The sequence below is a fragment of the Mesorhizobium sp. M0500 genome (assembly GCF_040321165.1).
Taxonomy (GTDB): domain Bacteria; phylum Pseudomonadota; class Alphaproteobacteria; order Rhizobiales; family Rhizobiaceae; genus Mesorhizobium.
Map to the genome: position 1 here is coordinate 35,803 of NZ_JAMYRB010000032.1, position 13,618 is coordinate 49,420.

10 protein-coding genes are annotated in these 13,618 nt (G+C 62.9%); 3 read left to right on the plus strand and 7 right to left on the minus strand.

Features of this window, described 5'->3' with window-relative positions; translation table 11 throughout:
• Positions 1-6: 6 nt before the first annotated feature.
• Positions 7-4,545, minus strand: coding sequence for a strawberry notch-like NTP hydrolase domain-containing protein (locus NKI70_RS29975; RefSeq protein ID WP_352725880.1), 4,539 nt, complete (start codon positions 4,543-4,545; stop codon positions 7-9).
• Positions 4,546-4,731: 186 nt separating this feature from the next.
• On the opposite strand from NKI70_RS29975, the gene NKI70_RS29980 reads away from it, so the two are divergent.
• On the plus strand, positions 4,732-5,925 hold the full coding sequence (locus NKI70_RS29980; protein WP_352725882.1) for a DUF1173 domain-containing protein: 1,194 nt from the start codon (positions 4,732-4,734) through the stop codon (positions 5,923-5,925).
• Positions 5,926-5,961: 36 nt separating this feature from the next.
• Here the strand turns inward: NKI70_RS29980 and NKI70_RS29985 are convergent, their stop codons facing one another.
• Positions 5,962-6,645, minus strand: a complete 684-nt coding sequence (locus tag NKI70_RS29985; protein ID WP_352725884.1) for a transposase — start codon at positions 6,643-6,645, stop codon at positions 5,962-5,964.
• A 319-nt stretch (positions 6,646-6,964) separates the two neighbouring features.
• Between NKI70_RS29985 and NKI70_RS29990 the strand changes: the two genes are divergently transcribed.
• On the plus strand, positions 6,965-7,360 hold the full coding sequence (locus NKI70_RS29990) for a hypothetical protein (RefSeq protein ID WP_352725886.1): 396 nt from the start codon (positions 6,965-6,967) through the stop codon (positions 7,358-7,360).
• A 182-nt stretch (positions 7,361-7,542) separates the two neighbouring features.
• On the opposite strand, the gene NKI70_RS29995 is transcribed toward NKI70_RS29990, so the two are convergent.
• The 5 genes from NKI70_RS29995 to NKI70_RS30015 form a co-directional block, all read right to left on the minus strand.
• Positions 7,543-8,136, minus strand: coding sequence for a DUF1419 domain-containing protein (locus NKI70_RS29995; protein ID WP_352725888.1), 594 nt, complete (start codon positions 8,134-8,136; stop codon positions 7,543-7,545).
• A 133-nt stretch (positions 8,137-8,269) separates the two neighbouring features.
• Positions 8,270-8,662 carry a hypothetical protein gene (locus NKI70_RS30000; RefSeq protein ID WP_352725890.1) on the minus strand — a complete coding sequence of 131 codons (393 nt, stop codon included), beginning with the start codon at positions 8,660-8,662 and terminating at the stop codon, positions 8,270-8,272.
• Positions 8,663-8,746: 84 nt separating this feature from the next.
• Positions 8,747-9,223 (minus strand): UCP036055 family protein, encoded by a 477-nt coding sequence (locus NKI70_RS30005; RefSeq protein ID WP_352725892.1) that lies wholly within the window; start codon positions 9,221-9,223, stop codon positions 8,747-8,749.
• Between the two features lie 73 nt (positions 9,224-9,296).
• A complete protein-coding gene (locus NKI70_RS30010) occupies positions 9,297-11,447 on the minus strand; it encodes a ParB/RepB/Spo0J family partition protein (RefSeq protein WP_352725894.1) in 2,151 nt (716 codons plus the stop codon).
• A 324-nt stretch (positions 11,448-11,771) separates the two neighbouring features.
• Positions 11,772-12,968: a DUF932 domain-containing protein gene (locus tag NKI70_RS30015; protein ID WP_352725896.1), complete on the minus strand. Its 1,197-nt coding sequence runs from the start codon at positions 12,966-12,968 to the stop codon at positions 11,772-11,774.
• Between the two features lie 355 nt (positions 12,969-13,323).
• Here NKI70_RS30015 and NKI70_RS30020 point away from each other — a divergent pair, with 355 nt between their 5' ends.
• Positions 13,324-13,578 (plus strand): DUF982 domain-containing protein, encoded by a 255-nt coding sequence (locus NKI70_RS30020; protein WP_352725900.1) that lies wholly within the window; start codon positions 13,324-13,326, stop codon positions 13,576-13,578.
• The last annotated feature ends 40 nt before the right edge of the window (positions 13,579-13,618 follow it).

Consider the following 13,618-nt stretch of genomic DNA (forward strand, 5'->3'; position numbering starts at 1 on the left):
CTCCCCTCACGCCGCTGCCGCCCGGTCGGTGACGCCGACCAGTGTGTGTCGGTCGAGGAGCGCGGCGAGGATGGACGGTCCTTGCTCGCTCGTCGGGATGAACAGCCGGAGCTTCCAGGAGATGATCTCGGCGATCAGGCCTAGCGCCTTCAGCCGCGGAACAAAAGCGTCGCTAAAGCCGATCAGCTCGATACGGTGGTCGTTCATCACCCGACTGCGGCGCAGGATCAGGCCATCGGCGAGTTGCAGTCCAATCCTGCCTTCCACGAGCCCAGTCCAGGCATCTTCCGGCGCGAGCTTGGGTAGATCGTCGAGACCCAGATTGCGGAACATGGTCGCGACCAGCGTCGGCGCGATGTGGCGGCCGATGATGCGCTCGCCGGCATCGGTCTGGATTCGATAAACTCGACAGTCGTCGTCCGGCAGCCGACGCCAGATCGGCAACAGCAGACCCGTCACGATGTGAAAGGTGCTGGTGGTGAACTCCGGGACGGCGGCGACTTCTGCCTGCCACAGGTCGCAGAACAGGTTGCGGTTCGTGGGCTGCCAGTGGGTTTCGGCAAGGGCGTCGAGACCGAAGCGCAGCTCGTCGGTCGGCCGCAGCAGGCGTACGCGATGCTCTATCGTGCCGTCGTCGAGCATCAGGCTTGCCGTCGGCAGCCGGATTGCCGCGCGGCTGGAGCGGGCGTTCACCAGGAGAACCGATTGCGGCTCCGCCCGGACAATGGCCAGTGCGTCGACCAGGCCGAGCGGCCGGATACGGTCCTTGCGCGCGACGGTCAGCACATGCGACTGCGCGCCGGAGACCGGGTGCGCGTAGACGGTGCGGCGATCGGTGACGACGATGCTTTCGGCCGTGATCGTCTCCAGTCCCTTGTCATAGTTTCCGGCGGCGATCGCGCCCTCAACCTTCGCCGCCACCAGTTGCTCGAACGCCTCGAACAGCACGTTCTGGGTTTCGATGCGCAGCGCCAGCAGGCGATTGAGCCAGGTCGTGATCGGCGGCAGTTCGTCGCGCAGCCCACCCTCGTCGGTCGTCAGCGACAGCCCCGTGACGGTTTCGAAGGTCGTGAGCGAACAACCTTCGATCCTGCCCTGATGCAGCAGCATGTAGAATTGGCGCAGGGCCGCGCGGGCGTAGGGACTTTCCAGATTGTCTTCGGCACGAAACAGACCTGCCCCACCGGTCTGGCGTTGGCCGCGCGTGATAGCGCCCAGCGTGTCGAGCCGTCGTGCGATCGTCGACAGGAACCTTTTGCCGGCCTTTACATTCGCGGCCATGGGCCGGAACAACGGCGGTTGCTTCTGATTTGTGCGGTGGGTCCGTCCGAGCCCCTGGATGGCGTTGTCGGCGCGCCAGCCGGCCTCGAGCAGATAGTGCTTGCGCAGCCTCTGGTTCCTGACCCCGAGATCGGCGTGATAGGAGCGGCCGGTACCGCCGGCGTCGGAGAAGATCAGAACGCTCTTGTCGTCATCCATAAAACTCTGGGTCTCGGCGAGGTTGGCCGAGCCCGGGCGGGTCTCGACGGCAAGCCGGTCGATACCGTCGCGGCCGGTCTTCTTGACGATGCGCCGCGAGCGGCCGGTCACCTCGGCGACGGTGTCGGTGCCAAAGTGATGGATGATCTGGTCGAGCGCGCTACCGACCGGCGGCAACGACGCAAGCCGCTCGACCATCTCGTCGCGCCGGCGAACCGCCTCCCGGCACTGAACCGGATTGCCATCTTCGTCGTGAACGGGCCGCGAATAGACATTGCCATCGGCGTCCGAGTATTCCTCGAACAACTGCGTCGGGAAGGAATGCATCAGGTACCCGCCGACATATTCCCGCGGCGTCACATCGACATGCAGGTCCGACCATTCCTCGGTCGGGATTTCGGCAAGTCGCCGTTCCATCAGCGCTTCGCCGGTCGAGACGATCTGCACGATCGCCGAATGGCCGTCGGCAAGATCCTGTCCGATCGCGCCGATCAGCGTCGGCGTCATCATCGAGGTGATCAAATGCGAGAAAAAGCGCTGCTTGGTGCTCTCGAAGGCCGAGCGCGCCGCCGATTTGGCATTACGGTTCAGCGTGCCGGATTCACTGGTGATGTTGGTCGCCTCGAGTGCGGCGGTCAGGTTGTTGTGGATGACCTGGAAAGCGTCGGCATAGGCGTTGTAGATGCGGATCTGCTCGTCGCTCAGCGCGTGCTCGAGAAGGTCGTATTCGACACCGTCATAGGAAAGCGAGCGCGCCGTATAGAGTCCGAGCGACTTGAGATCGCGAGCGAGCACTTCCATCGCCGCGACACCGCCGTCCTCGATCGCCGCGACGAACTCGGCACGGTTGGCGAAGGGAAAATCCTCGCTGCCCCAGATGCCGAGGCGCTGCGCGTAGGCGAGGTTCTCGACGGCGGTCGCGCCAGTGGCGGAGACATAGACGATGCGGGCGTCAGGCAGTGCATGCTGCAGCCGCAGGCCTGCCTTGCCTTGTTGCGAGGGCGCGACGTCGCCTCGCTCGCTTTTGCCGCCAGCGGCATTGGCCATGGCGTGGGCCTCGTCGAAGACGATGACGCCATCGAAAGATTTTTTTGCCCCCGACGGGTTTTCTCCAATCCCCGTCTGGCTTTCTTTAATCCCCGTCGGGCTTTCGGCCCTTCCCGTGTCTTGTCCAACCCAGTCGAGGATCTGGGCGATCCGGGATTTCTTGCCCTCCCGTTCCTGCGAGCGGAGCGTCGCGTAGGTCGTGAACAGGATGCCCTCGGCAAGGCGGATCGGTGTGCCCTGCCGATAACGTGACAGCGGCTGCACGAGAAGTTTTTCCTGGCCAAGTGCTGCCCAATCGCGCTGCGCGTCTTCCAGCAATTTGTCGGACTTGGAAATCCAGATCGCACGGCGGCGGCCCTGCAGCCAGTTGTCGAGGATGATGCCGGCGACTTGCCGTCCCTTGCCGCAGCCGGTTCCGTCACCCAAAAACCAGCCACGGCGGAAGCGGACAGCGTCCGCAGCCCCTTCTGGCGCGGCCGAGACGACATCGCAGGTCTCGTCAACCGTCCAGGCGCCGGTGAGATGGCCGCGATGGGCTTCACCCGCATAGACGACGCTTTCGAGCTGGGCGTCCGACAGCAGGCCTTCGTCGACGATCGCATCAGGTAAAAGCGGCCGATAGGAAGGTTTTGGTGGCGCGACGGCGGCCATTGCGGCCGACTGCACGAGCGGCGTCGGATGCGGCTTGGCGCGGGGAATGTCGATCGACTGGAGCGCGTACGGTTCGTAGATCGTGTCGGTGAGCCGGCCGCCCTCCTCCGGCATCCAGTCGCGCAGCTCATAGCCGAGCGGGACGGCAGGCGCGCTGCTTGCCATGACCCGGCGAGCGGGCTTCGCCCGCACAATCGGACGGACCGATCGGATGGCCTTCGGAGCAGCCGTTGAGACACCGAGGGGTGCGGCTCTCGCCCCCGATCGGGCGCCCATGTGCATGGCGGCATTGCGCAGGATGCCGCTTAACAACGCACCGATCGAGTCCGGAAAGCCGCCCGGTGCTCGGGGCGGCAGGGCGGAGATCCAGGAGAGCAACGTCTCGACATCCATGGCCTTGCCCGGCGAGCCGGAGAAGCTGGTTGGGTCGGTAGCAGGAACTTTGTCGATGATGGTCAAGCGGGTCTCAGTGGTGGTGCCATGGCGGGCGTAGACACGGCCGTCGATCGCCGCGGTGAAGACAATGGTGCCCCGCTGCTGCAGGCGTTCGAAGGCGGGCCGCCATTTGGGGTTTTCGGAAGACAGGCCGGTGCCGGTGATGGCGACCAGGCGTCCACCCGGACGCAGGCGTGCGAATGCGGAGGAGAGATGCCGCCATGCCGCGTCAGTGACGTGGCCATCGACATAGGCGCCGACGCTGAAGGGTGGATTCATCAGCACGACGGACGGCTCCATGGCCGCGTCGAGATGATCGTCGATATGGGCGGCGTCGTGCCGCGAGACGGAAACCTGTGGAAACAGCAGGCCGAGGAGATCGGCCCGCGTCGCGGCAAACTCGTTGAGGGCGATCGAGGCGCGCGCCATCTCGGCATGGACGGCGAGCAGACCGGTGCCGGCCGAGGGTTCGAGAACGAGGTCGCAAGATGCAATCGCCGCGGCGTGCGCTGTGACGAAGGCCAGCGGCAAGGGCGTGGAGAGCTGCTGCATGGCCTGACTCTCGTCGGAGCGCCGTGTGTGTGTCGGAACGAGTTCCGCGATGCGCTTCATCATCGCCAGCGTTGCCTGGGGCGTGGTGGACCGGGACAGGATCGCAGGGCCGAACCGGCGCAAGAACAGCACCTGGGCGACTTCGAGCGCCTCATAGGCCTCCTTCCAGACCCAGAATCCTTGCGCATCGCTGCCGCCAAAACCTGTCGTCATGGCGGTGCGCAGTGCGGCGGTGGTGACAGGCTTGCCCTGCTCGAGAAAAGGCATAAGCAGCGTTGCCGCTTGATAGATTGCCTGGGCGTTGTTGATGGAGGCCGGCGTCGGCGCGTCGAGGGGAGCGGCGGTCCGGGTAACGGCAGCTGTGGCGGAAACGATGTTCATGGAGATGTCCTTCGCAAGGGGGGGAATGATGCCCGCGCCGGCACTCTCTCCGCGCCAGCCGGGCCACACTCCTCCCGGCTCCCCTCTGCCTCTGGCGCCGATGCACCAAAGGGGTTGCGCTCTGTGCAAACCCATGACTTGAATGCGCGCACAGGGATGCGGCGGCGACCTGGAGCTGTGGAGGTGATGCGACGGTTCAGAATTGGCAGTGCGGTCTACGAGGAGGCAGCGCCTGACCTGCAGGCGGCGCTGGCGAGCGCTTATGCCCGCACCGAGCGTCCGCTATGCCTGTGCCGCGAGCCAGGCTGTCCGATGTACATCGCCCGCATCGGCGACCTTCACCTGATCAAGCGCATGCCGCTGAGCGGCGGCGGGCATGATCCATCCTGTGAATCGTATGAGGCGCCTTACGAACTGTCAGGCCTGGGCGCCTTGATGGGCAGCGCGATACAGCTCGATCCGCAAAATGGCTTGGCGGCCCTCAAGTTGGACTTCAGCCTGTCGAAGACGGGGAGCCGCGCGGCATCGGTGCCTGCGGGGCAAAGTTCCGCCAGCGTAACCGCCGATCCCAGGAGGATGTCGCTGCGAGGCCTCCTTCATTATCTCTGGCACGAGGCCGAATTGACGGTCTGGACATCGCGATGGGCCGGCAAGCGACATTGGTGGAATGTCCGCTGGCATCTGCTCGAGGCCGCCGGGCAAATGACCGTGAGAGGCGGACCGCTCGCGGATATCATGTTCGTGCCCGAGCCGTTTCGCGCCGAGAACAGGCAAGCGATCGAAAATCGTCGCAACGCGGTTCTCGGCACGGCGCTCCCGCCGAAATCCGGTCCCCGAAAGTTGCTCGTCCTGGTCGGCGAGGTGAAGGAGATCGTGCCCGCCCGCTCCGGTCAGAAACTCGTCATCAGGCATGTGCCCGGTTTTCCCTTCATCATCGACGATGCATTGCATCGCCGCTTGCAGGCGCGTTTTGAGAAAGAATTGTCCCTGTGGGCGGCGGATTCCAGCTCACATCTCATGACGATCGCGACGTTCGGACTGAACCCGGCCGGCCTCGCCATTGTCGAGGAGATCGCGTTGATGGTGGTGTCCGAGAACTGGATTCCTTATGAGACGGTCCCGGAGAAAAGGCTCGTCGACGGGCTCGCCCGCCTTCGCGAGAAGAGCGTGAAGGGATTGCGCTTTGACCTGCAACCCGACCAGCCGATCGCCAACGCATTGCTCCAGAACAGGCAAGAACCCATCGCGCTGTTTGTCGTCCCGGCCGGAGCCGACGAGACCTACGAAGCCTCGCTCGACGAAATGATCGCCGCGCGACAGGAGATCGGCTCCTGGGTGTGGCGGGTCGGCGAAGGCGATATGCCGCCGCTACCGCCTTGAGTGTCGTGCCGAATTTCCAGCGATGCTCACTATGCCTTAGGCCAGGCCCAGCTTCTTTTTGAGCTCGGCATTTTCCTTGCGCAGACGGTCGGCAAGCAGGTTCTTGAGGCGCTTGTTTTCTTCTTCGAGTGCGACAAGATCGCGGAGATCGCCGCTGTCTGAGGAAGGTGCGGCAGCCCTCTTCCAATAATAGTAGGTCTGCTCGGATATGCCGGCCTGGCCGACCGCAATCTTGCTGGTCGCGCCGCCAGCGATCGATTTCTCGATCTGGGCAAGCTTCTGGGAGCGTTCATTCTCGGAATATGTCTTGCGGGCGGTCTTCGCTGCCACGGTAGCTTCCGCCGCCCGCGGCGCAGGTTTCGCTCCGTTCTTGCGGACCGGCTTTACGAGCTCTGCCTTCGCTTTCTTTGCTCGCGGACCTTTCTTCTTGGATTCAGGCACTTCCACTTTGGCTGGCCCTACTGTCGTCTGAACAGTTTGAGCGTCCTGAAAATCGGCCATGATATACTCCGCTTGTGGTGTTTCCCCTTTTTCAGCATCAAGGGGTCTTATACTGAAGTCAATGACCTGGGAATTTGGAAGCCGAACAGCATGAGCCGGCTGCGTCATCTCCGTGGCAATTTTGGACAGATCGAGATCGCCCCAGATCGAATGGCTTGGCTTTTGCTTGCCGCGCTTCTGTTTGACTTCCACGATGAATGGCCGGATCTGGCGCTTCATAGTCTGTTCCTTGATGTGAGGACGACTTGCAAGCCAAGTCGCTGTTCGTGTCAGCGAGTATCCGACGCGAAGGCATCTGTCGCTCTCGCCGTGCTTTATCGGAGAAGCGACGCAACGAGCAAGCGATGTGTCATGGGCCTTGGGCGATCGGCTCAATCATCGGCGCAAAACATACCTACTGAGAGAGAGAGAGAGAGAGAGAGAGAGAGAGCTGCCTCATACACGCGATGCTCAGGCGTCTAGCTGGCGGTGTGCGATGACTGTGCACAATCCGGCTGGAGCGATTGCAATCCTTATATTCTTGGGAGCTAATCCTCTCATGGCGGCGGATGAGCTGGACGGGCTTGTTTTCGGGATGGCGGTCGACAGCGTTCGTGCGCTTTCTGTTCCTTTCGCGGAAAAAGTCGAAGAAATCGCCCACAGAAGCCACGGCGCGCTGCTTTTCAATTTGCGCATCGATGGCGACATGGAATTTCAGCGCGTCGCCGCTATCCGGTATCCAAGCAATCAGACAGGCGTTCTGGTGCTGGATAAGCAAGGCCTGTTGACCAGCCATTGCATGGTCAATGGCACTTTCTCCCACTTTATCGCTCCGTTGGAGGACTGGAACACGCTGCCGCTCGCAACGCAGGCCAAGACGAGTATCGCTGGCCCGGCCAGCCTGTTCATCGGCGCTTTACGCAATGCCGGGTACTTCGCGCGTGGCAGGCACTGAAGTTTTGCTGAGGGCCGGATGCTTGTATCCTCGTTGCAGTTGGCCATACGGTCTCGCATGTCTCAACAGCTTGAGGATGGCCGTACGCGGGTGCATCCATTGAGCGAAAGTCGGTCACCGTTATGGAGACGCTTCACCGCCGACCCGCGGTTCTTATAGATGCCCATCGTCGTCTTCCTTCATCAGCTCCGACGCAATCGGACTTTGGACAGGAACTCCTCGATCTCGAGATCCGACAGATCATCGAGCAGCTTGAAGACAGCACCATGCCTTCCGGCGTTAACGAGAATCGTGCGTTTGCCGCGATGTTCGGCCCACCCGGGGTCTGCGTTGCGGGCGGTCCCCCTGAGCTCGACAGGGATTATGTTCCAGATCGCCTCGAGCTTTTCCGCACGGGTCATGCTGTCGCTCGCGCCGGTCTCGTGGGCGATGATGGCGGCGCGCATCTTGTCTGGCGACTGCCGATCCGTGAGATCGCAGAAGCCATGAAACCAGCGCTCGCGGCCCCGGATCCGGATCGCGAAGAATACGCTGGTGACGTTGCCGGCCTTATACTCAGACATTCCGAACATGCCGGTGCGCATGAAGAGCGGCGGCAGCAAATCGAGCATGAAGTGGTATTCTGACGCGGTGATCTGGAACCACTCGCCTGAATAGGGAGTGCCGGAAAGCGGATCGATGCCGGGAGTGTCCTTGTGTCGGCTGAACAGTTGGAACATCTGCTCGCGGGTGGCGAGGCCGTCGAGCACCTTCCTGAAGGGTGGATGTGCGGTCATGGGGTTCTCCTGAACGCAGGTCGACCACGCGCGGCATGAACCGCGTCGTCGCTACTGCTTGATGGTGTCGTGGCTGTCGACTGGCCGAGCCTGCGGCCGGCGCGTGCACCGGCGATGATGGGGTTTGCAGGGTTCAGGCGGCGCGTCGTTCGGAGGAACGCGAAGCGTCTCGACCAACCCCGGTGATGGCACGGACGGCGGCGGCGAGTGCCGGGATGTCATCGAGCATGCCGAGCGCAACGAAGTGGTTGGCCCCGCCAGTATAGTCCTTGCGGCCCTTGCAGGTGCGGATCAGGATGCCGTGACCTGAGGACAAACCGAACTGGCCGACCTGGATGTAGGCGCGGTCATGGTGCAGGGTAATTTCGCCGGAAACGGCTATGCCCGCCTTGTTTGAGCGCAGGTCAAAGCTTCCCTGCGGTAGTGCAAGCTCGGCGGCGAGTTTCTTCAGCCGTGAACGGGCTGTCGTGTGAAAACGTCTCTTCTGCTGCTCGTCATAGGAGCAGCTTCTGTTCCAGTCGAACATGTCGATCTCCATGAAATGGAACAGGCCCGCGATCGCTCGCGCGATCCCGGGCCTATCATCGGGCGGGGTTAAATGGTGAAGCGATCAGGCGGCCGTGCGGCCCTCTATGACGTCTGCGCCGACCTCATCGGAGGAGACTTCCTCGAGATAGGCTCGGCTGTATGAATTGCCGGCGAGCCAGCGTTCGGCCGCCTCGCGGTTCTTGGCGAGATGCAAGAGTTCCGGGCTGTCGCCGAGTTCCTGCAGGACGCGGACCATGCCGATCGTGGGACGCTCGATGATCTCGAAACGCAGGTCGCTCTCGACGGACCAGGTGCGCCTGACCGAGACGACGATGATGCCGCCCTGTCCGAAATCGCCCTCATGCAGGGTGAAGTAGGCCGGCGAGCTATAGGTCGCGCGATCGCGCGGCGGTTCCTTCCTGACCAGGCGCCCGACGCCGTTGCGGCTCTCCCAGGCGGCGAGTTTCTTGGTGAAGCGAGCAGGCGGTTTCGCGGTGCCGTCGCTGTACCGGATAACGCTACCCAGAGGAGCGGATTCGTACACGATATGTGCGGACATGCGGGTTTCTCCATGTCAGAAAACGAAAAAGGGCCCGGCGGGAGTGCCGGGCCCGGTGCGAGCGTGAGGCCGATTATTCAGCGGCCTGGAGGTGGTCCGCCTCGTCGCCGTCGATGGTCACAGGCTCATCGGAGGACGTATCCGCATCGTCGGCGAGGAAGGCCGGCAGCTCGGCGGCATCGCCGTCGAGAGCCGCCTCTTCCGACATGTCGCCGGCAACCGCGTCGCCCGCATCGGTAGCCACTTCATCGACCTCAAGCCGCAGCGGCTCGGGCAGCCAGCTTGATCCTTCGAGAAGACGGGCGGCTTCACGGGCCATGATGTCCTTCTTCATGTGGTCGATCAGCTGCGCGGAGTCTGCGCCTCGAGCTTCACGGACAGCCTGTAGAATCCGCGCCTTGGTGAGCCGCCCGAGGAACTCGACGGTAGGCGTCCAGCCGGCGTCGACCATGTCGAACTGGAGCGAGCGGCCAAGCACTTCTGCATGCTCGAGCGCCTTCGGTCGCCTGTTCCAGGGTTCGACCACCGCATTGAGAGTCAGCGAGACGCAGTGCGCGAACAGCGCCTTGCGGCTTGCTTCGTCGAGGCCGAGAAGGAAGTCCCACAGGCCATCCGCTTCATCGGGCAAATCGCGATCCCAGGCTTCGTGCCGCTCGGCGATCTCCTTGGCCCAGGATGTCTCGGCAAGACCGTCGACCTGGCTGAAGCTGCCGCTCTTCAGGCTGATCTCCAGGCACGTGTCCGGCGCGAAGCGATAGAAGACCTGCAGGACGAAGGCATGGAGTGCGGCGACGAAGGCGATGTCGACGTCACCGGCGAGCGCGTTGCGCAGTGCCAGCGTCCGCTGCGCGGTCAGGTCGAAGACGAGCCGATCGGGCAGTGGCTTGATGCCATCGTCCTCGCCGTCGTCGCCAGAGGTGTCGTTCACCGGCTTGCCGTTGACGACAACACCATCGCCATCGTCGTCGCCATTGGATCGGGTTCCGCCGTCGGCGCACCCTTCCTCCCCCTCATCGACGTCGCCGGTTTCGGTCCGCAGCTCGTCCTCGGACCGCACGAAACCGGCGTCGACCTGGAGCTTGCCGTTCGCGGAAAGCGTAACGAACACACCGGCAATGGCCTTCTGCGCGGGATCGTAGCTTTGAGGACGATCATTGATCGCATCGAGTTCGGCACCCAGTTGGTCGAGCTTCGCCTCGATTGCTTCGTCGGCATCCTCGGCCTGGGCGTAGTCCGCATCCAGCTTGTCGTATTCGGCCTTCAGCGCGTCGTAGCGTTCGATCTCCTCGGCGCTGAGCTCCTGCGCCTCGGCGTAGATGCGCCGCATGCCGGAGGTGTGGCCATAGGGAAAGCTGATCGCCGCCTCGACCCATTTCCAGCCTTCGGCGCGAATCGCCTCGGCATCCACCTTCAGCCTATCGAAGACAAGCTGCTCGAGGAGCGCCGCATCTTGGAACCAACCGCCGGAATCCTGCTCGAACAGGTCGCGAAGGATGACCCCGCCGGCAGCCTCATAGGCTTCGGCACCGACATAGACGGCCCGGCGATCGTCGGCGCGAACGGTGGTCTCCGTCAGCAGACGCCTGATGTAATAGGGTTCCTGCGTGTGGGAGCTGGAGATTCGCTCCCAGACCTGCTCCTGGCGCCCGTGATCGTCCGAGATCGAGAAGGCCATGATTTGCTCAAGCCGGATCTCGTCATTCTCGTAGAGGTCGAGCAGCTTCGGCGATACCGATGCCAACCGCAGGCGCTGCCTCACCGTCGCAGATGATACGAAGAAGCGGGCACCAATCTCCTCGGGATCAAGACCCTGATCGCTGAGCGTCTTGAAGGCCCGGAACTGGTCGAGCGGGTGCAGGTCGGCGCGCCGCAGGTTTTCGGCAAGCGAATCCTCCTCGGCCGAGGTCTCCTGCCCGCGGTTGACGATGCAGGGGATTGGCTCGTTCTTCGCCAGGCGCTTTTGCTTGATGAGGATGCCGAGCGCGAGATAACGCCGGCCGCCGGCGGGCACCTCGAACGTGCCGGTCTCCTCGCCCTCGCCGTCGAGCACGGGACGGATGTTCAGGCTCTGGATCAGCTTTCGCCGTCCGATGTCTTCGGCCAGCTGCTCGATCGACACGCCGTCCTTGATGCGCCGAACATTCTTCTGCGACAGCATTAGCTTGTCATAGGGAATATTCTCCGCGGCGTTCATCGCGATCTTCTGAATGGCGTTCTTTGCCATGGTCAGGTTCTCCATGACGGGCGGCCCGGGGCCTCTCCCCGAACCTCCAAGCCCGTCAGGAAACTCCCCTCCCCCCTCTGCCTCCAGGCCCCTCACGCCAGCGCCGCCTCCCGACTTGCAGGCTCGACATGAAGCGCTGCTGGTTTCGGCTCGCGGATCTAGACGCGGCCGAGCCGCGCCCGAGGCGCCTTCAGCATGTTGGCGTCACCGCGCCCTCCCACGAAAAAGCGCCGTCCACTTGCTTCGAAGGACCGCGCTGGGATTGATGGAAACGGCCCGGAGGCAGGCCGGCGACGAGAGTTTTCGTTGCCGGCCTGAGCAGGATCAGGCGGCGAAGTCGAGAAGCTTCTTGGCTTTGCCCTCCATGTCCAGTCGGACATCCTGATGCGGCTTATCGCGCGCGACCCGCGTGATGCCCTGCACGAAATCAAATATCGATTCCGGTGGTCTGCCTTCCTCCATGAGCACAGTATCGATGATCTTCGTGGTCTCGGACTTGGAGAAGCCCCGCTTGCGCAGGAAGCCCTGGCGGTCGTCGTCGTCTCTGGCAACGATCCTTTGCCGCGCTGTCTTGATGCCGTTGACGAATGGCATTGGCGGAGATTCCGCGAATTGGATCAGCGCCGGCTCGGCTTCCAGGGCGAAACGGGAGGCCGCGTATTTTGAGTGGCGGATGGTGATTTCCTCGAAATCTTCGACGCCCCATAAATTACGATTCTGACAAACCGCGCGCAGATAAAAGCTGGCGATCCCGAGGGTGCGGGCCCCGACTTCGGAATTCCAGCAATAGAAGCCGCGGAAATAAAGATCCGGTTCCCCATTCGGCAGCCGCCCGGCCTCGATCGGATTCAGGTCGTCAACGAGGAACACGAAGATATCGCGATCAGACGCGTAGAGCGTCGTGGTGTCGCTGGAGATGTCGACGTGCGGATTGTAGAATCCCGTTGACCAGTCGAGCACGCCGGGCACTTTCCAGCGCGTGTCGCCGGTACCGTTGCCGGCAATCTTTTGCACGGCGTCCACCAGCTCTGAGTCAAATATTCTGCCGTAATCAGGGCCTGTTACCGCTCGCAGCTCGAGGCGTCCGTTCTCGATTTCCAGCGTCTTCACCTGCTCGGCGCGGTGGTTGAGGAGACCGTGCTGGAGATTGATCGCGGCGAGCGGGGCTGGAAGCTGCCGCAGATAGGTGGCCGGTGCGCCGACCAGGCTGGCGAGTTGCCCAAAACTCCAATGCGTTGGGGCAACAGGGGCAGGCGCATCGGGCAGCATTAGCGTCAGGCGCTCCGGATCGTCGCGGCTGGCCTCGACGCGGATGAGCTCACTTTCCACGATGCGGGTCTTGCTGCGCTCCGACCGGCTCTTCACCGCATTTCCAAGGTCGTTGAGCGACAGGTATCGCTCGTCCGCCGGCCGGTTGAACCATTCTGACGACACGCGGCCAATACGCTGGCCGCGGCTGACGTCGACCTTGTAACCGGCACGCTCATTGCGCTTGGGCGTGTGAATTTCCATCTGGGTCATGGGTGTCGCTCCTCGGCGGGCGCCGGGAGACTCTCTCCCGGACCTTCACCCGCCATCGCGGCCCGCCCGCCCTCTTCCTCTCCCGGCACCGCGCGCATTGGCAGCGTCGTCATTGCGGCAGCGGCCGCGTCAAGGCTGGCACCCGCCGCTTCACCTTCCGGACGCGACAGAATTCCGCTGTGCTTCTTGCGCAACAAGGCCGGAACATAGCGGCCTGCTTGATTGGGCAACTGCCAGTTCTGTTATGGCCCTAGTCAGAAATGTATAAATTGTCCCAACGTCAGATACGCGAAAATCGTGTCATGGTCAGAACTGAGGGTGTAATTGCTCGAGCAGGTTCGCCCGGCCCGTGGTGGTGCAAGTTGGCCGGCATGACCGTGAGCGCGTCATATGCGATGTGAACGATGCAGCCTCGATCCTGCTGCGGAGTTTCCCTCTTCAGACGAAGAAGCGAAAACTGGCTATGGATGCATGTCTTCAGGGTTTGCGTGGAGAAGCCCAGACACCGGCAGCGAGACGGGCTTTCGTTGCAGCGGCTTTAGAAGCGAAAATTCTACGCAGCGACTGGAGTGCGCCCCTCGGACCGGACAGGGTCAAGCCGCAGTTTTGACCATCTGCCGGGCGTGTTGGTCCTCGAACTGTTGCGGGCT

Excerpts from the sequence above, each read along its gene's own strand:
- NKI70_RS30010 (WP_352725894.1), bottom strand. The coding sequence starts at position 11,447 with ATGGCAAAGAACGCCATTCAGAAGATCGCGATGAACGCCGCGGAGAAT.
- NKI70_RS29975 (WP_352725880.1), bottom strand. The coding sequence starts at position 4,545 with ATGAACATCGTTTCCGCCACAGCTGCCGTTACCCGGACCGCCGCTCCC.
- NKI70_RS29985 (WP_352725884.1), bottom strand. The coding sequence starts at position 6,645 with ATGAAGCGCCAGATCCGGCCATTCATCGTGGAAGTCAAACAGAAGCGC.
- NKI70_RS30015 (WP_352725896.1), bottom strand. The coding sequence starts at position 12,968 with ATGACCCAGATGGAAATTCACACGCCCAAGCGCAATGAGCGTGCCGGT.
- NKI70_RS29990 (WP_352725886.1), top strand. The coding sequence starts at position 6,965 with ATGGCGGCGGATGAGCTGGACGGGCTTGTTTTCGGGATGGCGGTCGAC.
- NKI70_RS29980 (WP_352725882.1), top strand. The coding sequence starts at position 4,732 with ATGCGACGGTTCAGAATTGGCAGTGCGGTCTACGAGGAGGCAGCGCCT.
- NKI70_RS30005 (WP_352725892.1), bottom strand. The coding sequence starts at position 9,223 with ATGTCCGCACATATCGTGTACGAATCCGCTCCTCTGGGTAGCGTTATC.
- NKI70_RS29995 (WP_352725888.1), bottom strand. The coding sequence starts at position 8,136 with ATGACCGCACATCCACCCTTCAGGAAGGTGCTCGACGGCCTCGCCACC.
- NKI70_RS30000 (WP_352725890.1), bottom strand. The coding sequence starts at position 8,662 with ATGTTCGACTGGAACAGAAGCTGCTCCTATGACGAGCAGCAGAAGAGA.